The organism is Natronorubrum daqingense (assembly GCF_001971705.1).
In the GTDB taxonomy this organism is placed as follows: Archaea; Halobacteriota; Halobacteria; order Halobacteriales; family Natrialbaceae; genus Natronorubrum; species Natronorubrum daqingense.
This window is the reverse complement of the sequence record NZ_CP019327.1, coordinates 2,959,111-2,980,547: the sequence shown is the minus strand read 5'-3', so window position 1 is coordinate 2,980,547 and position 21,437 is coordinate 2,959,111. Positions and strand designations below refer to the sequence as shown.

The following is a 21,437-nucleotide window of genomic DNA, read 5'->3' as shown; positions in this document are numbered from 1 at the left end:
GATCGCGGAAAGAACGCACGCGGTCACGGCTGACAGCTGACGGACGTCGGGCGTGGGTCGCACCAAAAAGCGATCGCCGACAGCCCTATTCTGACGCGCACTCGGCGTAGCGCTCGCGGATTCGCTCGCCGCTCTCGATGAGCGACGTCATGTCCTTGCCCGCGATCTGGTAGTCGAAGCCGTGTTCCGCTCGAGCGGCGATATCTTCCGCTCGGACGGTCAACGTGCCAACGGGAAGACCGGCGGCGTTACCGGCCTCGACGACGCGAGCCATCGCGTCCGCGAGTTCGGGGGCGTCCCACTCGGCGAAGACGCCGAGCGACGCCGAGAGGTCGGCCGGGCCGATAAAGAGGGAGTCGACGCCGTCGACGTCGGCGATCTCGGCGGCGTTCTCGACGCCGGCCGCCGACTCGATCTGGGCGACAACGAGCAAGTCGGCGTGACCGTCCTCGACGTAGTCGACGAAGTGCTCGCCGTAGCCGGCGGCCCGTCCCGACGCGACGCCGCGCTCGCCGTTCGGTGGATACCGTGTCGCGCTGATCAGCTCCCGTGCGTCATCCACCGTGTCGATCTTCGGGACGATGATGCCGTCGACGCCGATGTCGAGCACGCGTTTGATCCGAACCGGATCGTTCGACGCGGGCCGGACGAAGACGGCGAGATCGCCGGGAACGCCGGCGGCCGTCCGAACGAGTTCGGCGACGGTCTCGAGGCTCATCGTCGTGTGTTCAGTGTCGATGGCGACGTAGTCGAAACCTGCTCGAGCGGCGGCCTCGACGAGCGCCGGGTGGCCGATCGAGAGCCACGTCCCGAGCGCGTCACCGGCGAGGAACGACTCGCGGAAGCCGTCGCTCGCGTCCGCGTCTGCGAGCCCGGTCATCCGGATTCCTCCGGTTCACAGCAGGTAGTCTGCACTTCGCGACGGGAAGTCTGCACTGCTCGAAACGGTCCGCGAGTCGACGCCAGCCGTCGGTTCGAACGACGGTCTGTCTCGGCTGTCGGTTCGTTCATCGTCTGGTCATTCGATGCTGGCAGCAAAAGCGTGGGGGTCGATGGCACGACGCTCGAGTCACCGAGGTCGACACCGAATCGGGGGAACCATCGCGCGAACTCACTGCGAGGTGACTCTCGTCGAAACCATTATGAGCGTTAGCACGGAGCAATTGGCATGAAGCCTTTAGACGACATCACGGTCGTCGACTTCACGCAATCGGTCGCTGGACCAACCTGTACCCAACTACTCGCCGAAATGGGGGCGACGGTCATCAAGGTCGAACCGCCCGCGGGCGACGCCTTCCGCAATCTGATGGGCGGGGACATGTCCGCGCCGTTCAACCACGGCAAACTCAGCATCGCCGTCGATCTGAAGGCCGAGGACGGCCACGCCGTCGCCACGGAATTGGTCGACGAGGCCGACGTCGTCATCGAGAGTTTCCGTCCCGGCGTCCTCGAGAAGTTCGACCTCGACTACGAGTCGGTCCGGGAGCGAAACGAGAACGTGATCTACTGCTCGCTGTCGGGCTTCGGCCGAACCGGTCCCTACAGCACCTTCCCGGGCTACGACCCCTGCATTCAGGCCGTCTCGGGCCTGATGTCGATCACCGGATACGAGGACCGCCCACCGGTCAGAATCCGCGCGAGCCTCATCGACTGCGGGACGGGCGCGAACGCCGCCGTCGCCATCCTCGGGGCCATTCGACAGCGCGACCGGGCGGACGAGGGTACCCACATCGACATCTCGCTGTTCGACGTCGCCGTCGCCTGGATGTCCTACTGGATCACGAACTACGAACGAACCGGCACCCTGCCGGAACGAGCGGGAAGCAAAGGCATCGGCAGCGCGCCAAACGGCGTCTTCGAAGCCGGCGAGGGCTACACCTACGTCGCCACGCTCACCGAACCGATGTACGACCGCCTCTGTGATCTCCTCGAGCGACCCGACCTCCTCGAGGACGAGCGATTCGAGACGCTCGAGGATCGCGTCGACAACCGCGAGGCGCTCCGGGACGAACTCACGGCCGAGTTCGAACGCTTCGAGTCGAAGGACCTCGAGCAGTACCTCCTCGAGGCCCAGATCCCCTCCGGGGCCGTTCAGTCCGTGGCGGATCTCGTCGATGACGACCCACACGCCGAGGCTCGCGAGTCCCTCGTCGATTCCACGAACCCCGAAACGGGCGAGGAGATCACCGTTCCTGCCCTCCCGTTTCGGTTCAGTTCAGACATCCACGACGGGACGTTCTCCTCCGATCCGCCCGCCGTCGGCGAGCACACGGTCGACGTGCTCGAGTCCCTAACCTACGACGACGGAGAGATCGAACGGATGCTCGAGACCGGCGCGGTCGTCGCGGGTACCGTCCCGGAGACGTAACGGTCGCGGTTGATTTCACCAGTGGCACAACGAACAGGACAATAACTCGAGCGTCGACGGGTCGGACGAAGACGATGAGGTCGGGGTGGATCTCGGTGCGTTTTTTACTGGGTGCGAAATCGACACCCGTTCGACGCAACCGCCGTTTCGCGTACATTGATATCAGCCGCCCCGGTAGAGGCTAGCGATGATCACGCTCAGTGACGAACAGGAACTGCTCGTCTCGTCGTTAGAAGACCTCGCCGAGCGGGAGTTCACGGACCGCGCGTTCACGTGGGACGGCGACCCGCCCTGGGAGAACGTCGAGTTGCTCGCCGAACAGGGCTTTCTCGGGATCAATATCGCCGAGGAGTACGGTGGCGGGGGAATGACCGAGTTCGACGCGATGCTCACCATCGAAGCCGTCGGCCGCGTCTGTCCCGACACGGCAGAGTTCCTCTACAACCAGCAGATGGTCGCCCCCCGTGCGATCGAGTTATTCGGCACGGACGAGGCTAAAGAGCGCTACCTCCCGCCGGTGGTCGCCGGCGAGGACAGCATCGCCATCGGCATCTCCGAGCCCGAAGCCGGTTCGGACGTGGGTGCAATGCGGACGACGGTCGAAGAAGACGGCGACGACCTCCGTATCACCGGCGAGAAGACGTGGGTGAGCAACGTCGAGCACTCGAGTGCCGTCCTCGTCTGGACGCAGTTCCCGGAGGGGCTCGGCTCCGTCGTCGTCGACTTCGACGCGGCAGGTGTGAGTATCGAGCAACACTACGAGAACATGGCCGAGCACCACCAGACGCACTTCGTCATGGAAGACGTCGTCGTCCCCGAAGAAAACGTCGTCACGCGCGGCTCCGAGGGGTTCAAGAACCAACTCCGCGCGCTCAACTGGGAACGCCTCGGCAGTGCAACCCTCGCCAACGCCATCGCCAGTTGCGCGCTGGATAAGGCCCTTGAGTACGCCGAGCAACGAACGCAGTTCGACCAGCCCATCGCCGACTTTCAAGGTATCGAGTGGAAGCTCGCAGACGCCGCGACCGACCTCGAGGCCTCGCGCTCGCTCACTCACCGCGCGGCGATTCAGGCCCACGAACGCGGCCGGATCCCCGACAGGCTCGACGCCTCGATGGCCAAACTCCGCTCGAGCGAGATGGTCGAACGGGTCGTCAGCGAAGCCCTGCAGATCCACGGCGCGAACGGCTACCAGCAGGGCCACCCGCTCGAGTACCTCTACCGGCTGGCGCGGGGCCGTCGATTGGCCGCCGGAACCGACGAAGTCCAGAAGAACCAGATCGCTTCGGTGTTGAAACAGCGCGGGTTGCCGGACCTCGCCTGAGCAATTCGCCGCGAGGTGCTGCCGAGCGCGAACTCAGTACTCGCGGTCGAACGCCGGGTCTCGTCCCTCGCCGAAGGCCGCGATCGCTTCGTGGTGTTCGGCGTCGTTCACGCACTCCCACTGGTACTCGATCGCCCGCTCGCAGTAGTCCTCGAACGTCTGCTCTGAATCGACGAGTTCGTTCGTCCGCCGAACGGCGTGTGCCGGCAGCGAGAGGACATCTGCCGCGAGGTCGAGGGCCGCCTCGAGTGACTCGTCGGCGTTCTCGACGGCGAGACCGAGGTCGACGGCGTCGTCGGGCTCGATGTCTTTGCCGGTGAGGAGGTACTCTTTGGCCTTCGACTCGCCGATGAGCCGTGGGAGCAGCCACGCGCCGCCGTCGCCGGGAACCAGGCCGACGCGGACGAATCCCTCGCGCAAGATCGCGTCGGGGCCGACGACGCGCATGTCACACGCCAGCGCGAAGTCACAGCCGGCACCGATGGCCGGTCCGCCGACGGCGGCGATGGAGGGTTTTTCCATCGCTCGAAGCTGACGGACGACGTTCTGGACGCCCCAGAGGTAGCCCGCGTAGTCTTCCTTGGACATCTCCTCGTGCCAATCCGGCATCTCCGTGATGTCGGCACCGGCACAGAAGCCGTCTCCGGCCCCGGTCAGGACGACCACGTAGACGCGTTCGTCCTCGTTCGCGACGCGGATGGCGTCGTTGAGTTCCGCGATCGTCTGCTCGCGAAACGCGTCGAGTACGTCCGGTCGGTCGATCGTGATCGTGGCGATTCCGTCGTCGGTCTCGTATCGAATGTCGTCGTACATGGGAAGTTGGAACGTGATAACGTAATAGTGTGATTTTCGGTCGGTCGTGCGTTACTCGTACGTTCGGCGGCCGATTTCGCGCTCGAGGATGTCGTCCCAGTCGTACTCGACGCCGAGGCCCGGCCCGTCGGGAACCTGCACGCGGCCGTCCTCGTCGATGCAATCGAGCATGTCGGAGTACTCGCCCTCGTAGACCGGCGGTTGCGTGTTCGGACAGTCCGGGTGGACGAGCGCGACTTCGTAGTAGTTGCTGTTGCGCGTCGCCGCGAGACACTGGCGCTGGGCCGGCCCCGGCGCGTGGTACTCCACGTCGAGGCCGAAGCCCTCGGCGACGTGGGCGATCTTCATCGCGCCCGTGATGCCGCCGTCGTACTCGGGATCCGCGCGAACGAAGTCCGTCGCGTCGGCCGCGATGAAATCGGCGTGGGGCTCGAGGCCGCGGACGTGCTCGGTCTGCAAGAGCGGCGTCTCGAGGGACTCACGAAGCTTTCGGTGGGCGTGGTGTGAGACGCCGCCGTCGCGGTAGGGGTCCTCGTACCAGAGGAAGCCGGCGTCGTCGCAGGCTTTGCCGATCTCGAGCGCGTCGGCGTACGTGTTCGGGTTACAGGCCGGGTCGATCATCAGGTCCATCTCGTCGCCGACGCGACGGCCCACCTCGTGGACGGTCTCGGCCGACTCCTCGGCGTCGGTCCAGTCGCCGCCCCAGTCGTGAATTTTGAACCCTTGATACCCCATCTCGAGACAGTCCTCGGCGAAGTCGGCGTACGCCTCAGGGGAGTCCAACCCGCCGTTTCTGTCGCCCTGGTACGTCGACGCGTAGGCGGGAAACTCGGTTCGGTAGGTGCCGATGAGTTCGTGAATCGGCGCGTCGTGGTATTTCCCGGCGAAGTCCCACAGCGCGATGTCGAGCGGGCCCATCCCCATCCAGTCGTACTTCCTGAGCGCGCGTTTGAACGCCGACCAGTGGCGCTCGCGCTCGAGCGGGTTCTTGCCGATCAGGTAGTCCGCGACCATGTTGATCTGGGCCGCGGCGGGCGAGTTGCCACCGACGTACTCGCCCGTGATCCCCTCGTCGGTGTGAATCCGGAGCGCGAAGAGCTTTCGCTGGGTGGTCGTTCCGGGTTCGTAGACGATACTGAATCCGTTCGGCGCGTAGCCGACGTCCGGTAAGTCGTAGCCGAACTCGACGGATTCGATCTTCGTGATAGTCGGTGCCATCTACCCGTCCATTGACGACTGTTACCAAATCGCTTTCCCTCTCGGAAATCGGTGGTAGCCCGCGTGCCGGTCAATCGACAGCGACGACGAGTTGCGAACGAACAAAAAGCCGTTGTAGTGCACACGGCCCGCGTTGGGGCACAGATGCGCCCGAAAGCGGGGCAACAGTTACGGTCACACCGCGAAAACTGAGGGGCATGGTATCACACGGCTACGTACTGCCGACGCGCGGAATCGTTCTCTCGGCCGACGACGGACTCGAGCAAGCCGCACGCGCCGATTCGGAGGTCGTCGAACTCGCCCAGCGGGCGGAAGGACTCGGCCTCGACGCGGTCTGGGCCGGCGACAGCGTCCTCGCGAAGCCCCGACTCGAGGCGCTGTCCGCCCTGAGCGCGATCGCCGGCGCGACGGACGCCGTCACGCTCGGCACGGCCGTCTACCTGCCACAGCTTCGCCACCCCGTCCACGTCGCCCACCAGGCGGCGACCGTCGACCTGCTGAGCGGCGGCCGCCTCGCGCTCGGCATCGGGGTCGGCGTCGGCTCGAGCGTCGTCGAGGAACACGAGCAGTTGGACGTGCCCTACGGCCGCCGCGGCGCGCTCCTCGACGAAGGACTCGAGATCGTGACGGGCCTGTGGGAGGACGAATCCGTTACCGTCGACGGCGAGTTCTTCGACCTCGAGGACGCCGATATCGGACTCAGACCCTGTGGCAGTCCGCCGCCCCTGTACATCGCCTCCGCGACGTTCGACCCGCGAGACGGCTTCCCGCGACCGATTCGCGAGCGCATCGAAACTCACGGCGGCGGCTGGCTCCCCATCGGCATGACCCCCGAGATGTACGAATCCGGGCTCGAACGCGCTCGCGAGATCGTCGACGACGCGGGGCGAAATCCCGCCCTGTTCGACGCGGCCTACTACCACGACGTCGTGATCGCCGAGACCGAAGCCGCGGCCATCGAGGAGGCTCGAGACTTCCTCGAGCGATACTACCCGGCGAAAGCCCCCTTCAGCGACGACGAGATCCGCGCTCGCGGCGCGTTCGGCCCGCCGTCGGTCGTCGCGGAGCACCTCGAGCGCTACGCCGACGCGGGCGTCGAGTCATTCGTCACCCGATTCACGGCGAGCGATCAGCGCGAGCAGCTTCGACGCTACGCCGACATCGTCGGCTGATCGGGTCGGATAACTCGCGGGCACCCCTCCTCACTCGAGCGATTACGATAGGTCGTAGACGAACGAGTAACAGTACTTCTCGTAGCCCATTCGCTCGGTGTAGAATCGGTGCGCGTCGTCTCGCCAGCGGCCGGACTCGAGTTCGATCGCTTCGCAGTCCCGTTCGGCCGCCCACTCGTGGACGTGCTCGAGGAGGCGTTCGCCGTGGCCCTTCGATCGCTCCGCTTCGGTCGTGACGAGATCGTAGACGTAGGCGTGGCGACCCAGATAGAAGTTCGTCGAGATGGTGACGCCGGCGACGGCGACGGGCTGGCCGTCGTCGTAGACCGCGAACAGCCGATACCCCTCCTCGGCCATCTGCTCGTACAACTCGAGGTAGCGCGTCTCGTCCAGGTGGTCTCGAAGTTCGGCGACGATCGGAAACGCCTCGCGGACGGCGTCGGTCGACGTGAGTTCGCGAACGGTTGCGTTCGACATGGCACCCCGTCGGTGACGACTGCACTTAGCTACACGGGGCGAGTCGCCGTTCGGCGGCGTCGCTCGTCGGCGAGTGCGAGCGTGGTGTTAGGGTAGTCGACCCGTGAGCGCCTCGCTCGCCGGCGCGAAGTCGATCGTCGAGCCGAGGTCGGCCTCGAGCGCGCGCCGATAGAGCATGTCCGCCGCCGCGGCCGTCTCGATGCCCGTCCCGCCGCTGTCGAAGACGGTGATCTCGTCGTCGCTCGTTCGGCCGGGAGCGCTCCCGGCGACGACCTCGCCCAGATCCGCGTGGACGTGATCCTCGTCGACGACGCCGTCCTCGAGCGCCGCGAGGAACGCGCCGGCGTCGAACGTCGCGCGCTCGCGGAGGTCCGGCACGTACGTCGCCCGTTCGATCGTCGTCGTATCGATCTCGTGGCTCCCCTCCTGATACTGCCCCATCGCCGTCACGTGCGTCCCGGGCTCGAGGTCCTCGCCGTCGAAGACGGGGTCGCCCGATTTCGTCGCCGTGATGACGACGTCCGCGCCCTCGAGTGCGGCCGCGCTCGAGTCGACGGGCCGAACGTCCGCCGCGAGTCGCTCGTCGAACTCGCTCGCGAACGCCTCGCGGTTCTCGGGTGTCGGCGAGAAGATGCGGACCTCCTCGAAGTCGCGAACCGTCGCGGTGGCGTGAACCTGCCCGCGGGCCTGCGAGCCGCTGCCGATGACGGCCAGCGTCGTCGCGTCGTCTCGCGCGAGTTCGTCGACGGCCACGGCACCTGCCGCGCCGGTTTTGAACGGGTTCATGCTCGCCCCGTCGAGGACGGCCAACGGTTCGCCGCTCTCGGCGTCGAACAGCGGCGTCACGAACCAGGCGTTCCCCGCACCGAAGCCAGAGGTGTACATGTAGCCCCCGACGACGCCCGTCTCGGGGAGCAAGGCGGCGTAGCTGGTGAACATCCCGTCCGGATCCGACCGGAAGAACTTCTGGCGCGGATACGCCGGTGCTCCTTCACCGACCTGTCGATAGCCCTCCCTCACGGCGTCGACGTACTCAGCCGGCGTCGCGAGTCCCTCGAGTTCGTCGCTGGTCAGAAACAGCGTGTCTGTCATACGATGACACTCACACTCGAGGGAGAAAAAGCGTGCCGATACGGTGGGCCGGGGTCGAACGGAGAGAAGCGTCGAGACCTGCAGGCTACGTCTTCCGGTGTTCCTCGACGACGTCCCAGTCCAGTTCGATGCCCAGCCCCGGCTCGTCCGGCACCGTAATGCGGCCGTTCTGAATCAACGGCTCGTCGGAGTCGACCAGATCGTCCCACCACGGCACGTCTCGCGCGTGGTACTCGAGGGCGAGGAAGTTCGGCACCGTCGCGCCGACGTGGACGCCGGCCATCGTCGCGACCGGACTGCCCACGTTGTGGGGCGTCAGCGTCGTGTAGTAGGTGTCGGCGAGTTCGCCGATCTTCTTCGTCTCGGCGATGCCGCCCGTTTTCGGGATGTCCGGCGCGACGAACGAGACGGCCTGTTGCTCGAGCAGGTCGCGAAAGCCGTGTCGGCCGTAGCAGTTCTCGCCGGTGAGCAGCGCCTGGCTCACGCTCCGGTTCAACTCGGCCATCGCGTCCGCGTTCTCGGGCGGGATCGGGTCCTCGACCCACGCGAGATCGTAGGGCTCGAGCGCACGACACAGCTTCTCGGCCGCCTCGACGCTGAAGTTCCAGTGGAGGTCGACCGCGACCTCAGCTTCGTCGCCGACTTCGTCGGTGACCGCCTCGACGAGCGCTCGCTTGTGTTCGATCTCGGGGCCGTCGAAGTGGCGAGCCAGCGTGTCGATCTCCCGGCCGGAGGGCACGTCGAGGTCGAACTTGACGATCTCGAAGCCGTCGTCGACCGCGGATCGAGCAGCGTTAGCGTACGCGGCGGCCTCGTAGGCTTCCGTCGGCTGTTCGTCCAACGCCGCCTCGACCATCCCCTCGCCCGCGTGACAGTCCGCGTAGAGTCGAACCTCCTCGCGCATCTTGCCGCCAAGCAGCTGATAGACGGGCTGCTCGAGGATCTTGCCGGCGGCGTCCCACAGCGCGAGTTCGACGCCGCTGATGGCGATGGTACCCATCCCCTGCTGGGAGCCCCGTCCCGAGAGGCTCTCGCGCATGAGGTGGTAGAGTCGTTCGACGTCGAGGGGGTTCTCGCCGCGCAGGACAGGCTGTAAGTAGTCCGTGATCACCTCGTGGACGCCGGGAGAGGGGTAGGCTTCGCCGATGCCCGTCACGCCGGCGTCGGTCTCGAGCGTGACGATCGTCCAGGGGAAGTTGCCGTCGACGACGACGGTCGAGACGTCGGTAATTTCTGGGGTTTCCGTGCTGCGTTCGGGCGTCTGATCGAAATCCGGCCACATGGTCGTCGCCAACCGGGCCGCGAAGTCCGAGTACATGGTACCGTGGCACGTTTCACAAGCGTTGGCATTACTCTTGTGGGTTCCGGTGACACGAATTGGTTATTCCGGCGACGGCTCCGGGATGACCTTCCCGGGGTTCAAGATCCCCTTCGGATCGAGCGTGTCCTTGATCGAGCGCATGAGGTCGAGTGCGACGCCGTGTTCTTCGGCCATGAACTTTCGCTTCCCGATGCCGACGCCGTGTTCGCCCGTCGCGCTACCGCCGAGTTCGAGCGCTTTGGAGACGACGCGCTCGTTCAGTTCGTGTGCTCGAGCGACCATCTCCTCGTCGTCGGGGTCGACCAGCGGCGTGTAGTGGAGGTTGCCGTCGCCCGCGTGGCCGACACAGGAGACGGTCAAATCGAGGTCCTCGCCCGCGTCGGAGACCTCCTGGACGATGTCCGGGTAGTTCGAGATGGGGACGACGACGTCGCCCACGAGCGCGACCTCCCACTCCTCGCGGTAGGACGTCGTCGCCCAGTACTTGTCGCGACGCGCCTGCCAGATGTCGTCGATGTTCTCCTCGGCCGCGGCCGTCCACGACTCCATGCCGTGATCTTCACAGATGAGTTTCGCGAACGCGAGATCCTCCTCGATGCCGTCGTTGTTCGCGTGGAGTTCGATCAGCAGCGTCGGTTGCTCCTCGAACTCGAGGTCGTCGTGGTAGGCGTTGAGCATCCGTATCGACATCCGATCCATGAACTCGATCGCGCCGGGGACGAGCGCCGAACCGATCGCGTCGGAGACGGCTCGAGAGGCGTCCTCCCGGGACGGAAACGTCACGAGCGCCGCCCGCCGGTGTTCGGGCACCCCGACCAGGCCAACGGTCACCTCGGTGACGACCCCCAGCGTCCCCTCGCTCCCGATGATGAGGTCCTTCAGGCTGTAGCCCGCCGAGGTCTTCACCACGTCGCGCCCGCACTCGACGATCCTCCCGTCGGCGGTCACGACCTCGAGTCGGCGGACGTGATTTCGCGTCTCGCCGTAGCGAACCGCGTTGAAGCCGCTCGCGTTCGTCGCGACCATGCCTCCGAGCGTGGCGATATCGCCACTCGAGATGCCGGGGGCGAATCGGAGGCCGTGCTGGGCGAGGTGCTCGTTCAGGTCGTCGTAGACCACGCCCGCGCCGACGGTCGCGTGAAGGTCGTCCGGCGAGACGCTGATCTGGTCGAGGTCCGCAGTGGTGAGCACGATCCCGCCCGAAGCGGGGATGGCGTTGCCCTCGAGGCCGGAGCCACCGGACCACGGCGTCACCGGAATCTCGCGGTCGTTCGCCGCCGAGAGCACCGCGGCGACCTCCTCAGTCGAGGCCGGCCAGACGACGGCGTCGGGCAGACGACCCGCGTGCGGACTCGCGTCTTCGGCGTACTGTTCGCGAACGGAAGCCTCGTAGGCCACCCGTCCGTCCTCGACGGCGTCCTCGAGAAACCCACACTCGTATTCGGCGTCGGTCTGCGTTTCCATTGGTTCGTCATGACACGCCAATGTCCGTATATGTGCCGGTCCGTGGAGCCGCCGTCTGCATATGTACCCATCAGGGAACCAGAACGAGGAGTCTAATCCGAGTAGTCGCGAACGCGCTAACAGAACGGCGGCCGATACTGAGCCGACCCAAACGTATTCATGGCTCTCATTCGTTGTGAGAGCTATGACGTGTCCACACCTTTCCTACCGCACGACGGACGGCGACCGCGAGTTCGAGACCGAACGAGCCTACTGCGGCGTGATCGAGGAGTTCGTCAGCCCGATGCGAGCGGACGTCTGTAACGACCGCCACGAGTTGGCTCACGATCGCGACTGTGAACACTATCGTACCGCCGAGTAACGCCTACAGTCCGAGCATCTCGCGGGCGTCCGTCGGCGTCGCCAGCTCTCGCTCGAGTTCGTCCGCGATTCGAACGGCGCGTTCGACCAATTGGGCGTTGCTCTCGACGGGTTCTCCCTTGCGGTAGTAGAGGTTGTCCTCCATCCCGACGCGGATGTGCCCGCCCATGACGATTCCCATCGTCGTGAGTGGCAGTTGGTGGCGGCCGATGGCGAGCACGTTGAAGATCGAGTTCTCGGGGAGGTTGTTGATCATGTTGACCATGTTCTCCGGCGTCGGCGGCGTGAGCGTACCGGGCCCGAAGATGATGTTGATGTAGTAGGGTTCCTCGAGCAAGCCCTTCTCGATGAGGCGATAGACCTCGTTGAGGTGGCCGTTGTTGAACACCTCCATCTCGGGTTTGATCCCCTTCTCTTGCATCTCCGCCGCGAGCGTGTCGATCATGTGTCGGGTGTTCTCAGCGGTGATGTGCTGGTAGCGGTTCATCGGCCCCATGTCGAGCGACGCCATCTCCGGCAGCGGATCCGTTCGAATGCCCTTTACTCGCTCCTCGAGTGGCAGGCCCGTCCCTCCCGTCGTGTTCTGGACGATGATATCCTCACAGCGCTCGCGAACCAGCTCGTTGATCTCCTGTAATCGACTGGCGTCGCGCTCGCCGTGTTCGTCGCGTCCGTGCAGGTGCACGATCGACGCCCCCAGTTTCTCACACTCCCGTGCTGCGTTCGCAATCTCCTCGGGTGACTCCGGCAGGTTCGGATTCGCCTCCTTGCCCTGTACGCCGCCGGTCGTCGGCACCGTCAGGATCAAGGGTTCGCCCGCGAGGTAGTCTTGGTAACTCATCTACCGGAAGAGAGCGTGTCAACCATAAAAACTGTACTGGAAGTGAGAGACGGTCGCACACTCGAGCGAACGGCGAATCGTCGAGCGATCACCCGACTCGGACGATGCTGGCGAGGTCCATCGTCGAAGAATTATGTGGATGCAACGCGAGGGACGAACGAAGCATGTACCACATCGTCATCCCAGTCGATACCAGCGAAGAACGCGGTGCCAAAGCGACGCAGTACGTCATCGACCTCCTCGACGCAGGCGTGATCAGCGACGCCGAAACGATCAGCGTGACGGTGCTCAACGTCTTCGAGAAGTTCAAAGCCGTCGACGACGGCGGCAACGTTAGCTCAGCGGAACTCTACGACGAAGACGACTACCCCGACGCGGTCGTGCGCGCTCGAGACTTACTCGAGGACGCGGCGATCGAGTACGACCTCGAGCGTCGCCACGGCGATTCGGCCGACGAAATCGTCGACTTCGTCGAGGAGGCGGACGCCGACCTCGTCGTCATGGCCCCTCGAAAGCGAAGTTCCGTCGGGAAAGCCGTCTTCGGCAGCGTCGCCCAGAACGTCCTGATCAACACGGATCGACCGACGCTGATCGTCTAATCGTCCGAGCGCCGAGTCGATTAGAAGCCGAGCGCCGAGTCGATTAGAAGCCGACCGCCGAGCCATCTTTTCGCGGATCACTACCGCCCGAGAGGACGCCGTCCGTGTTACGCGCGATCTGACCGCCGCCGAAGTGTGCGGGCGGCATCACCCGAACTTCGTGGCCGCGGCGAGCGAGTTTCGTCTGAACGCGCCCCTCGAGTCGGCCCTCGACGGCGAGTTGCCCGTCGACCTGGTAGCGCCAGCGCGGGAAGTCGATCGCCTCCTGGACCGACATTCCGTCGTCGAGCAGGTTCATCAGCACCTGGAGGTGCCCCTGTGGCTGGTTGTAGCCGGCCATCACGCCGAAGGCCGCCCAGTCGTCGTCCGCGAGGGTGGCGATGCCGGGAATGAGCGTGTGGAACGGCCGTTTGCCCGGTTCGATCCGGTTCGGATGGTCGGGATCCAGCGAGAACGAACTGCCGCGGTTCTGGAGGGCGATGCCGGTGTCGCCGGCGACGATGCCGCTGCCGAAGTCCTTGAACCGGGAGTTGATGAACGAGACGACGTTCCCCGCCTCGTCCGCGACCGTGAGCAAGACGGTGTCCGCGTTCTCGGCGCTGTCGTTCTCGAAGCCGATCTCCACGTCCGAAGACGCCTCCGCGTCGATCTCCGCCGCCCGCTCGGCCGCGTACTCCTTCGAGGCGAGATCCGGCACGTCCTCGAACGTCGGATCCGTGATGTAGTGGTGGCCGTCGACCATCGCCCGCTTCATCGCCTCTGCACCGAGGTGAATCCGTTCGGTCGACCCTGCTGGGTACTCGCCCGCGCCGAGTTCTTCGGCGATGTTGAGCGCCTCGAGAGCGATCAGGCCCTGATTGTTCGGGGGCAACTCGTAGATCTTCGCGTCGCCGTAGGTCGTGCTGACGGGGTCGACGAACTCGGGTTCGAACGACGCGAGATCGTCGTGTGAAAGCAACCCGCCGCGGGATTGGACCGTCTCGACGATTTCGTCCGCGATATCGCCCTCGTAGACGACGTCGGCACCCTCTTCGGCGATTCGCCGGAGGCTCTCACCCAGTTCCGGCAGCGTGACGGACTCGCCGACGTCCGGCGCGTCGCCGTCGAAGAGGTACGCGTCTCGAGACTGCTCGCCGTCGAGCACGGAGGCCGCCTCCGCCCACTGGTCGGCGATGATCTCCGAGACGGGGAAGCCCTCGGTCGCGTACTCGATCGCCGGCTCGAGCGTCCGCGCCAGATCGAGTTCGCCGAGTTCCTCGACGGTTCGCTCCCAGCCCCGCGCCGTGCCGGGAACCGTGATCGTCTGCGGGCCGTAGACCGGCATCTCGGCGTCTTCGGGGTCGACGTCTTGCTCCGCGGCGACGGCCTCCCGGACGCGCTCGAGGGTCGCATCGCCCGGCGCACCGCCACAGCTTCGGAACGCGCCGACGTCGCCGTCTGCAGTTCTGTAGAGGGCGAAGAGGTCGCCACCGAGTCCGGTGCTCGTCGGTTCGACGACGTTGAGTACGGCCGCCGTCGCCACGGCGGCGTCGAAGGCGTTCCCGCCGTCTCGTAACACGGCGACCCCCGCTTCCGAGGCGAGGGGCTGGCTCGTCGCGACGACGCCGCGAGGCGCGCGAACCGTCGACCGACGCGACGTAAAACGATCTAAGTCAGGATTCGAGTCCATATCTGGGCATCCGCGAGCGATGCCAAAAGCATTGGTATTGTCACGCATCCTCGAGTGGCGGAGGCGTCGTCGAAGTGCTTCCCCAAACGCGACCTCGAACGTGATCGGACTACTCGAGGTCGGCCGATCCCAGCTCCGCGAGCAACGCCGCCGTCGTGCGACAGCCGGCGCGGAAACACGAGAGTTCGATGTTCTCGTTCGGAGCGTGGTTGTTCTCGTCTTCGTTCGCGTAGGGGATCACGAGACACGGGACGTCGAGGGCGTCGGCGAAGACGTAGGTCGGGACCGAGCCGCCCAGCGACGGTTTGAGGATCGGATCGTCGTCCCAAGCGCTGTCGACCGCTCGAACCGCGGGATCGACGACGGGACTATCCGCGGCCGTCCGCTGGGGGTCCATCGACGCGATTTTCGTGAGTTCGATCTCGACCCCCTCCGGCACCTGCTCGCGAGCGTGGGCACACAGCGCGTCGAAGACGGCCGCGGGGTCCTGATCCGCGACCAGTCGGAAGTCGATCTTCGCACTGGCTTCCGAGGGGAGCACCGTCTTCATCCCCTCGCCCTGATAGCCCGCGTCGAGGCCCGCAACGTTGAGATTCGGCCGAGTGAGCAGTCGTTCGACGTACCCCTCGTCGGGGTCTAACTCGAGCGACGAGAGGCCGAGGTCGGCTTCGATCGCATCCTCGTCGACCGAGATTGCGTCCAGCACGTCGCGATCCGCGTCCGTCACGACTCGCACGTCGTCGTAGAATCCGGGGAGCGTAATTCGGCCGTCCTCGTCTCGAAGCGACGAGATCACGTCGACGACGGCCGTCGCCGGATTCGGCACCGGCCCGCCGAAGTTTCCGGAGTGGAGGTCTCGATTCGCCCCGTTCGCGTCGATGTCGACGAACAACAGGCCGCGAGAGCCGAACAAGACGTGGGGGCGTCCCGAGGAGTCGATCGGGCCATCGGCGACGATGGCCACGTCCGCCTCGAGGTCGCCTCGACGGTCCCGGACGAGTTGCTCGAGGTGCTCGCTGCCGCTTTCTTCCTCGCCTTCGACCAGGAGGACGACGTCGGCCGGCAATCCAGTGGTTTCGCGGAGTGCCTCCACGCCACAGAGGTGGGCGAACCACTGGCCCTTGTTGTCGCCTGCGCCGCGTGCGTACAGCCGCCGGTCGCCGTCGGGTCCCGCACGAATCGTCGGCTCGAACGGGGGCGAGGACCACTCCGAGGGCGAAGCGGGTTGCACGTCGTAGTGGCCGTACAGCAACACCGTCGGCACGTCCCCCTCGGTTTCGACCGCGTCGGGGTCGGCCGATGCGCGGGCGATCACCGCCGGTCGTCCCGGCGTCTCGACGATCTCCGCGTCGTCGAAGCCGTACTCGAGACACGAGCGTCGGACCAGCTCGACGCAGTCCTCGATTCCCTCGCCCGTCGCGCTGATCGACGGCTGCGCGAGGAGATCCTGCAGATCCTCGAGGTGGCGCTCACGGTGGTCCTCGAGTGCCTCGAACGCGTCCGTACTCATCGATCGATCACCGAGGGGTATGCATCCAGCATGCGTGTCATGCTGTGGCATTTCCCGGCGGAGTACAAATGGTTGTGGTCCTCGGCACAGTTGCAGCGAGTGACGAAAAACAGAATCAGCGAGTGCGTTATTGATAGGCTTTGAGTCCGGTGAACTCCTCGCCCAGCACGAGCGTGTGGATGTCGTGGGTCCCCTCGTAGGTGTAGACCGTCTCGAGGTTGGCCATGTGACGCATCGGCGAGTAGTCGGTCGTGATGCCGTTGCCACCGAGCATCTCGCGGGCGATCCGGGATTGGTCGCGCGCGGTGCGGACGTTGTTGCGTTTGGCCATCGAGACGTGCTGGGGGCGCATCTCGCCGCGCTCTTTGAGTTCGGCCAGGCGGTGGGCCAATAGCTGAGCGAGCGTGATCTGCGTGCCCATCTCCGCGAGTTTGCGCTGTTGGAGTTGGAAGCGTCCGATCGGGCCGCCGAACTGGTCGCGATCCTGGGCGTACTGACGCGCTTCTTCGAAACAGTCGCGTGCGGCACCGACGGCCCCCCAGGCGATACCGTAGCGTGCCTGCGTGAGACACGACAGCGGCCCCTTCATACCCGAGACGCCCGGCAGGACGTTCTCCGCGGGCACGTAAACGTCGTTGAGGCCGATCTCGCCCGTGATCGACGCACGCAGCGAGAGTTTCTCCGTGATCTTATTCGTCGTAATCCCGTCGCGGTCCGTCTCGACCAAAAAGCCCCGAACGGGGTCGTCCGCGCTCGAGCGATCGCGCGCCCAGACGATGGCCACATCGGAAATTGGGGAGTTAGTGATCCAGGTTTTCGAGCCGTTCAGCACGTAGCCGTCGCCGTCGGCTTCGGCGTGGGTCTCCATCGCCGAGGGGTTCGAGCCGTGCTCGGGCTCTGTCAAGCCGAAACAGCCGATGGCGTCGCCCCGACCCATCGCGGGCAGCCACTCCTCTTTCTGCTCCTCGCTGCCGTAGGCGTGGATGGGATACATGACGAGGGCACCCTGGACGGAGGCCATCGAGCGCAGCCCCGAGTCGCCGGCCTCGAGTTCTTGCATCAGGAGTCCGTACGCGGTTTCGGAGACGTTCGGCGAGCCGTAGCCCTCGAGGTTCGGCGCGTAAAAGCCCAGTTCGCCCATTTCGGCGATGAGGTCGGTAGGGAACGTGCCGTTTTCGAAGTGGTCGCCGATGTCGGGTTTGACGCGTTCGTCGACGAACTCTCGCGCCGTGTCCCGAATCATTCGTTCTTCCTCCGCGAGGTCGTCTTCTACGTTGACGAAGTCGAGCATTACGTAAACGTAACGAGAGTGGCGATATAGTCCTTTGTTTCGAGCGAGGCGAGACCGCGTCGCAGAAACGGATGACACGAAAACCGACCGGGACGTCAGCGGTACGTGAGTTTGAGTTCGATTTCGTTGACGACGCCCAACAGCATGTTCGGCAGTTCCTCGCGGAAGTACGACCCCCGAAAGCGCTGTGCCGGGCCGGCGATCGAGACGGAGCCGTAGACGCCGTCGTCGAGGACGATGGCCGTCCCGACGGCCCGAATCTGCTTGTGAGACTCGCGGTCGTTGAACGAAATACCCTCCTCGCGTATCGTCTCGAGTTCCGCCTCGAGTTCGTCTCGAGAGGTGATCGTGTGCTCGGAGGCCGCGGGAAAGCCGTGTTCTTCGACGACCGCGTCGAGTTCCTCCTCGGGCAACTCGGCGAGAATCGCTTTGCCGCCCGCGAGCATGTGCAGCGGTCGTCGTTTGCCGACCCAGGAGTCGGTCGGGACGCCTCGAGTGCCGAACAGGCGGTCGACGTAGACGGCCATGTTGTTCTCGTTCGTGATCAGGTTCACCGTCTCGCCGGTGTCGTTGACCAATTGTTCTAACACTGGTTTCGACGCCGAGAGGAGGGTATCGTAGTAGCGTTTGGCCTGCGTCCCCGTATCCATAAACCGTAGGCCGAGTCGGTACCCATCGTCGTCCTCGACGACGTAACCGTGGTCTTGTAACGTCGACAGGTGTTCCGAAGCGGTACTGTTCGCAATTCCGACCTCGGCGGCGATCTCCGACAACCGCGCACACTCGAGGTCGGCCAGCGTTTCGACGACAGCGAAGGTCGTCTCCGTCGCCTTGATCCGACGCCCGTTATCGGTTTTGCGTGTCATTGTCTATATTACAGTAGGTGAATGTACATATACTCTTTGATGATCCCGACCTGGAGAAGTGGCGAATATATGGGTTCTGAGTGTTGTAGCGTGAAATTCGATATTCGACTCTCGGCGCGGCCACAACTATTCGGTCACACCGAAATCGACTCGCGGCGATATTCTCCAACAAGTTGGCGTTACGACTCGTCTCGAGAACGACGAAACGGGTTCGTGGTGGCGCGAGAAACGGCAATTCGGGCAAAGAAACGGAAATCGAAATTTAGCGAAGAGTGTGAGTGGGATGAACATATCGATAGACGAGGCAGTCGTCGAAGAACTGAGAGTACGACCGACCAATCCTCCTCAGCCGTCGTATACCGGCAAACCACGCGGTGGAGAGCCGATTATCGCCGAGACAGCGTCGAAGTGATGTCGAGTCGAATGCACACGTCGTAGCAACAGACGAGATTCGACAGCCGTTTCGGAATCGTCGAACCCAATTCGATGGAGCGACCGACTTCAGGAAGACGTTTCGATACAAGACAGATGGCTAGACACTGACTAGAGACACGTCGAGTTCACTTGATCGGGCAGATACTGACACATACCGTGTACGCTCGCGACGACGACGACAGTTTTCGACCGGCTGAGTCACAGTAGAGAACGTTCGATCCGCTACCGGCAGGTTCCCACAGCTGGTATTCCCCGTGAAACGCGTAACCGTGCTTTCGGAATAGCCAAAATCGGGTTCAATAAGTCCGGTAGATTGCTAGACAGGGTCCAAGATAGTCAGCAGTTATCAGCACAATCGCCCACATTCTAAGATCGTGTCGGACAGTGGTGCGAACAGTATCGAATCTTCGAGCGAGAGTGGGGCGAGTAACGAGACAGCCCTGCAACCAATTGCTAACACTGGTACCACTGTTCGGCCACAGCGACCGACCGGAGACGACAACGGACGAGCCGAACGACGCTCTCGGTCGATCGAACGAATGCAAAACGAGCGACGAACATAGATTCCAGAAACGAAGCTCCTCCGAATTATATTTCCGAAACGTATCGGTACTCGTCGTCCAGTGCTGCAGCGTCCTCCTCGAGCAACGCGACGACCAGCGACGGACTGTACTCGGTGAGATAATCGATGAGCGTCGCGATCCGTTCGGCGTCGATCGCCTCGAGCGAGTCCAAAAGCACGAACGGAACGGTCTCGTAGACGTCGTGTGCCAAGTAGCCAGCCAATCCGAGGATCAATCCCGTGATTTCGCGTTCGCTCTCGCTGAGGTGTTCGACGGTGTCCTCGTACGCCGTGCCACTTTCGGTCTGGCGGATCACGTGGAGGGTGAAGGTGCTCTTCGTCACGATCTGGCGACCGTCGCGAACGTCCGTCTCCGCCCGTTCTAACCATATCCGTTCCAGGTTCCGGTAATCGAGCAACTCGAGGACGGTGTCCATGTGCTCGTTAAACTCGTCGATCACCTGCTGTTCGATCCGCTCGACCGTCATCCGCAGCTCTTCGATTTCGTCTTTGAGCCGTGCGTGCTCCGCCTCGAGGTCGTCCTCACGCCGGAGTTTCGATTCGATCGACTCGATTTCGTCCTCGACGCGCTCGAGGTCGCTCTCCAGGGAACCGAGGTCGTACTCGAGTTGATTCGCCTCGCGGTGGATCTCGAGAATCGCGTCGTAGGATTCGTCTTCTTTCGACTCGATTTCGTCCTCGAGCGAGGCGATTTCTTCGCGCAGGTCGTCACGCTCCGTGGCGAGGTCGTCGGTTTGCTCGTCAGTTTCTTCGATTTCGTCTTCGAGTTCGTCGATACGACGTTCGAGTTGGGTACGTCGTTGTGCCGTTTCCTCGAGATCGGCTTTCTCGTCGCGAAGTTTCGCGATCTCGGATTTGAGATCGCCGACGACGTCGAGATTCTCCTGACACCGGTCTCGAAGGATCTCCGCGGTCGTTTCGATCTGGTCGACTTCGACCTCGCTGTGGCAGGTCCAGCAGGTAACCGTCTCCTCGGAGACGAGCGCGTCCGTCACTGGGTCGTCGTCTCCGGATCGAGTATCGGTGAGAAGCGACGGTGTATTTCCATCTAACATATCCTCGTTGAAGCGGACGACGCTCTGGACGTCGCTAATTTCCGACTCAAGGCGCTGCTTTCGCTCTCGGAGGGACGAGATTTCCGATTCGAGTTCGGAACGCGTACTCGTGGTGGGTGCTGGCAGATCCTCGAGTTCCGCCTCGAGTTCCGAGCGTTCGGATCGAAGCGAGGTGAGACTCCGTTTTTCGGTCTCGAGGGTGTATCGAACGTCTTCGAGCGAGCTTCGTTTCTCTCGGAGGTCGGCGAGGAGTTGTTCGACTTCGTTTTTCTCCGCTCGCGTTTCCGTGACATCAGCGTCGTGGTCGTCGAGTTGTGCTTCGAGATCCGCGAGTTCTGCTTCCGTCGAGTCGATCTCGTCTCGAAGCTCCGTCCGCTGCTCCTCGAGAGACGGGAGTCGCTGTTTCAACGATGTGAGTTCCTCGAGCTCGTCGGCAATCTCCGCTCGGTTCTGGACGAGGCGTTCGGTTTCGGCCTCGATTTCGTCCGTATCGACGGGCTCCATGATGAGTTCGCGGAGGTCTTGCTCGGTCGTGACCGCCCGACGAATGTCGTTCGACTCGAGCAAAAACGCGAAGAGATCTGCCAGTGTCGAATCCTCCAGGTACGGATCGCCCCCCGTCTGTCGTGTCCCGTTTTCGGTCGTGATCGTTCGCGTGTACGTTTCTTCGTCGATCGAGAGCGAAACGTGTGCCGTCGAACTGTCGGCTTTGACGGACACGTTGTCGCTACCGAGGACGGCCATGATTGCCTGTAAAAGCGAGGTTCGATTCGTCGCGTTACGGCCCGAGAGCACCGTGACGTCCGGCGAGAGTCGCACCGACGTTTCGTCGATACCCCCGACGTTCGACGCCTCGAGGGAGAGCGATTGGGTCTCGAGGGAATTAGTTACCATACACGAATGACCGACGGCCGAGTACAAAAAAGATAGCACTGCGATTCCCAGAAATAACACTGGTACCCGTGTTATGGTCGAAGAG

18 protein-coding genes are annotated in these 21,437 nt (G+C 63.9%); 5 read left to right on the top strand and 13 right to left on the bottom strand.

What is annotated here, in order from left to right; translation table 11 throughout:
- Window positions 1-85: 85 nt before the first annotated feature.
- Entirely contained in the window at window positions 86-880 is a 795-nt protein-coding gene (locus tag BB347_RS14470) for an HpcH/HpaI aldolase family protein (RefSeq protein ID WP_076582850.1), read from the bottom strand.
- A 288-nt stretch (window positions 881-1,168) separates the two neighbouring features.
- Between BB347_RS14470 and BB347_RS14465 the strand changes: the two genes are divergently transcribed.
- Window positions 1,169-2,368 carry a CaiB/BaiF CoA transferase family protein gene (locus tag BB347_RS14465; RefSeq protein WP_076582851.1) on the top strand — a complete coding sequence of 400 codons (1,200 nt, stop codon included), beginning with the start codon at window positions 1,169-1,171 and terminating at the stop codon, window positions 2,366-2,368.
- Window positions 2,369-2,555: 187 nt separating this feature from the next.
- A complete protein-coding gene (locus tag BB347_RS14460; protein WP_076582853.1) occupies window positions 2,556-3,692 on the top strand; it encodes an acyl-CoA dehydrogenase family protein in 1,137 nt (378 codons plus the stop codon).
- A gap of 33 nt (window positions 3,693-3,725) precedes the next feature.
- On the opposite strand, the gene BB347_RS14455 is transcribed toward BB347_RS14460, so the two are convergent.
- Both BB347_RS14455 and BB347_RS14450 read right to left on the bottom strand, forming a co-directional pair.
- Window positions 3,726-4,505, bottom strand: coding sequence for an enoyl-CoA hydratase/isomerase family protein (locus tag BB347_RS14455; RefSeq protein ID WP_076582854.1), 780 nt, complete (start codon window positions 4,503-4,505; stop codon window positions 3,726-3,728).
- Between the two features lie 51 nt (window positions 4,506-4,556).
- A complete protein-coding gene (locus BB347_RS14450) occupies window positions 4,557-5,723 on the bottom strand; it encodes an enolase C-terminal domain-like protein (protein ID WP_076582856.1) in 1,167 nt (388 codons plus the stop codon).
- A gap of 197 nt (window positions 5,724-5,920) precedes the next feature.
- On the opposite strand from BB347_RS14450, the gene BB347_RS14445 reads away from it, so the two are divergent.
- Window positions 5,921-6,895: an LLM class flavin-dependent oxidoreductase gene (locus tag BB347_RS14445; RefSeq protein WP_076582857.1), complete on the top strand. Its 975-nt coding sequence runs from the start codon at window positions 5,921-5,923 to the stop codon at window positions 6,893-6,895.
- A 42-nt stretch (window positions 6,896-6,937) separates the two neighbouring features.
- Here the strand turns inward: BB347_RS14445 and BB347_RS14440 are convergent, their stop codons facing one another.
- The 4 genes from BB347_RS14440 to BB347_RS14425 form a co-directional block, all read right to left on the bottom strand.
- Window positions 6,938-7,372: a GNAT family N-acetyltransferase gene (locus BB347_RS14440; RefSeq protein ID WP_076582859.1), complete on the bottom strand. Its 435-nt coding sequence runs from the start codon at window positions 7,370-7,372 to the stop codon at window positions 6,938-6,940.
- A gap of 87 nt (window positions 7,373-7,459) precedes the next feature.
- Window positions 7,460-8,464 carry an ornithine cyclodeaminase family protein gene (locus BB347_RS14435; RefSeq protein WP_076582860.1) on the bottom strand — a complete coding sequence of 335 codons (1,005 nt, stop codon included), beginning with the start codon at window positions 8,462-8,464 and terminating at the stop codon, window positions 7,460-7,462.
- A gap of 85 nt (window positions 8,465-8,549) precedes the next feature.
- A complete protein-coding gene (locus BB347_RS14430; protein ID WP_076582862.1) occupies window positions 8,550-9,782 on the bottom strand; it encodes a mandelate racemase/muconate lactonizing enzyme family protein in 1,233 nt (410 codons plus the stop codon).
- 63 nt (window positions 9,783-9,845) lie between these two features.
- Entirely contained in the window at window positions 9,846-11,249 is a 1,404-nt protein-coding gene (locus BB347_RS14425; protein ID WP_076582863.1) for an FAD-binding oxidoreductase, read from the bottom strand.
- A gap of 184 nt (window positions 11,250-11,433) precedes the next feature.
- Here BB347_RS14425 and BB347_RS19385 point away from each other — a divergent pair, with 184 nt between their 5' ends.
- Window positions 11,434-11,610, top strand: coding sequence for a hypothetical protein (locus BB347_RS19385; RefSeq protein ID WP_168170959.1), 177 nt, complete (start codon window positions 11,434-11,436; stop codon window positions 11,608-11,610).
- Between the two features lie 3 nt (window positions 11,611-11,613).
- On the opposite strand, the gene BB347_RS14420 is transcribed toward BB347_RS19385, so the two are convergent.
- Window positions 11,614-12,450 (bottom strand): BKACE family enzyme, encoded by an 837-nt coding sequence (locus BB347_RS14420; RefSeq protein WP_076582865.1) that lies wholly within the window; start codon window positions 12,448-12,450, stop codon window positions 11,614-11,616.
- A gap of 164 nt (window positions 12,451-12,614) precedes the next feature.
- Here BB347_RS14420 and BB347_RS14415 point away from each other — a divergent pair, with 164 nt between their 5' ends.
- The gene (locus BB347_RS14415) at window positions 12,615-13,049 is read left to right on the top strand and encodes a universal stress protein (RefSeq protein ID WP_076582866.1); all 435 of its coding nucleotides are present in this window, start codon (window positions 12,615-12,617) and stop codon (window positions 13,047-13,049) included.
- 43 nt (window positions 13,050-13,092) lie between these two features.
- Here BB347_RS14415 and ggt read toward each other — a convergent pair whose 3' ends face one another.
- The 5 genes from ggt to BB347_RS14390 form a co-directional block, all read right to left on the bottom strand.
- Window positions 13,093-14,718, bottom strand: a complete 1,626-nt coding sequence (ggt, locus tag BB347_RS14410; protein WP_076582868.1) for a gamma-glutamyltransferase — start codon at window positions 14,716-14,718, stop codon at window positions 13,093-13,095.
- A gap of 109 nt (window positions 14,719-14,827) precedes the next feature.
- Complete coding sequence (locus BB347_RS14405) at window positions 14,828-16,228, bottom strand: M20/M25/M40 family metallo-hydrolase (RefSeq protein ID WP_076582869.1); 1,401 nt, start codon at window positions 16,226-16,228, stop codon at window positions 14,828-14,830.
- A gap of 127 nt (window positions 16,229-16,355) precedes the next feature.
- Entirely contained in the window at window positions 16,356-17,519 is a 1,164-nt protein-coding gene (locus BB347_RS14400; protein ID WP_076582871.1) for an acyl-CoA dehydrogenase family protein, read from the bottom strand.
- A gap of 95 nt (window positions 17,520-17,614) precedes the next feature.
- Window positions 17,615-18,385, bottom strand: a complete 771-nt coding sequence (locus tag BB347_RS14395; RefSeq protein WP_076582873.1) for an IclR family transcriptional regulator — start codon at window positions 18,383-18,385, stop codon at window positions 17,615-17,617.
- A 1,023-nt stretch (window positions 18,386-19,408) separates the two neighbouring features.
- Window positions 19,409-21,352 (bottom strand): archaea-specific SMC-related protein, encoded by a 1,944-nt coding sequence (locus tag BB347_RS14390; protein WP_076582875.1) that lies wholly within the window; start codon window positions 21,350-21,352, stop codon window positions 19,409-19,411.
- Between the last annotated feature and the right edge of the window lie 85 nt (window positions 21,353-21,437).

Bases quoted from the DNA above. Each gene is read 5' to 3' on its own strand.
- BB347_RS14470 (WP_076582850.1), bottom strand. From the start codon at position 880: ATGACCGGGCTCGCAGACGCGGACGCGAGCGACGGCTTCCGCGAGTCG.
- BB347_RS14430 (WP_076582862.1), bottom strand. From the start codon at position 9,782: ATGTACTCGGACTTCGCGGCCCGGTTGGCGACGACCATGTGGCCGGAT.
- BB347_RS14400 (WP_076582871.1), bottom strand. From the start codon at position 17,519: ATGCTCGACTTCGTCAACGTAGAAGACGACCTCGCGGAGGAAGAACGA.
- BB347_RS19385 (WP_168170959.1), top strand. From the start codon at position 11,434: ATGACGTGTCCACACCTTTCCTACCGCACGACGGACGGCGACCGCGAG.
- BB347_RS14465 (WP_076582851.1), top strand. From the start codon at position 1,169: ATGAAGCCTTTAGACGACATCACGGTCGTCGACTTCACGCAATCGGTC.
- BB347_RS14395 (WP_076582873.1), bottom strand. From the start codon at position 18,385: ATGACACGCAAAACCGATAACGGGCGTCGGATCAAGGCGACGGAGACG.
- BB347_RS14455 (WP_076582854.1), bottom strand. From the start codon at position 4,505: ATGTACGACGACATTCGATACGAGACCGACGACGGAATCGCCACGATC.
- BB347_RS14405 (WP_076582869.1), bottom strand. From the start codon at position 16,228: ATGAGTACGGACGCGTTCGAGGCACTCGAGGACCACCGTGAGCGCCAC.
- ggt (WP_076582868.1), bottom strand. From the start codon at position 14,718: ATGGACTCGAATCCTGACTTAGATCGTTTTACGTCGCGTCGGTCGACG.
- BB347_RS14440 (WP_076582859.1), bottom strand. From the start codon at position 7,372: ATGTCGAACGCAACCGTTCGCGAACTCACGTCGACCGACGCCGTCCGC.
- BB347_RS14435 (WP_076582860.1), bottom strand. From the start codon at position 8,464: ATGACAGACACGCTGTTTCTGACCAGCGACGAACTCGAGGGACTCGCG.
- BB347_RS14450 (WP_076582856.1), bottom strand. From the start codon at position 5,723: ATGGCACCGACTATCACGAAGATCGAATCCGTCGAGTTCGGCTACGAC.
- BB347_RS14460 (WP_076582853.1), top strand. From the start codon at position 2,556: ATGATCACGCTCAGTGACGAACAGGAACTGCTCGTCTCGTCGTTAGAA.
- BB347_RS14390 (WP_076582875.1), bottom strand. From the start codon at position 21,352: ATGGTAACTAATTCCCTCGAGACCCAATCGCTCTCCCTCGAGGCGTCG.
- BB347_RS14415 (WP_076582866.1), top strand. From the start codon at position 12,615: ATGTACCACATCGTCATCCCAGTCGATACCAGCGAAGAACGCGGTGCC.
- BB347_RS14420 (WP_076582865.1), bottom strand. From the start codon at position 12,450: ATGAGTTACCAAGACTACCTCGCGGGCGAACCCTTGATCCTGACGGTG.
- BB347_RS14445 (WP_076582857.1), top strand. From the start codon at position 5,921: ATGGTATCACACGGCTACGTACTGCCGACGCGCGGAATCGTTCTCTCG.
- BB347_RS14425 (WP_076582863.1), bottom strand. From the start codon at position 11,249: ATGGAAACGCAGACCGACGCCGAATACGAGTGTGGGTTTCTCGAGGAC.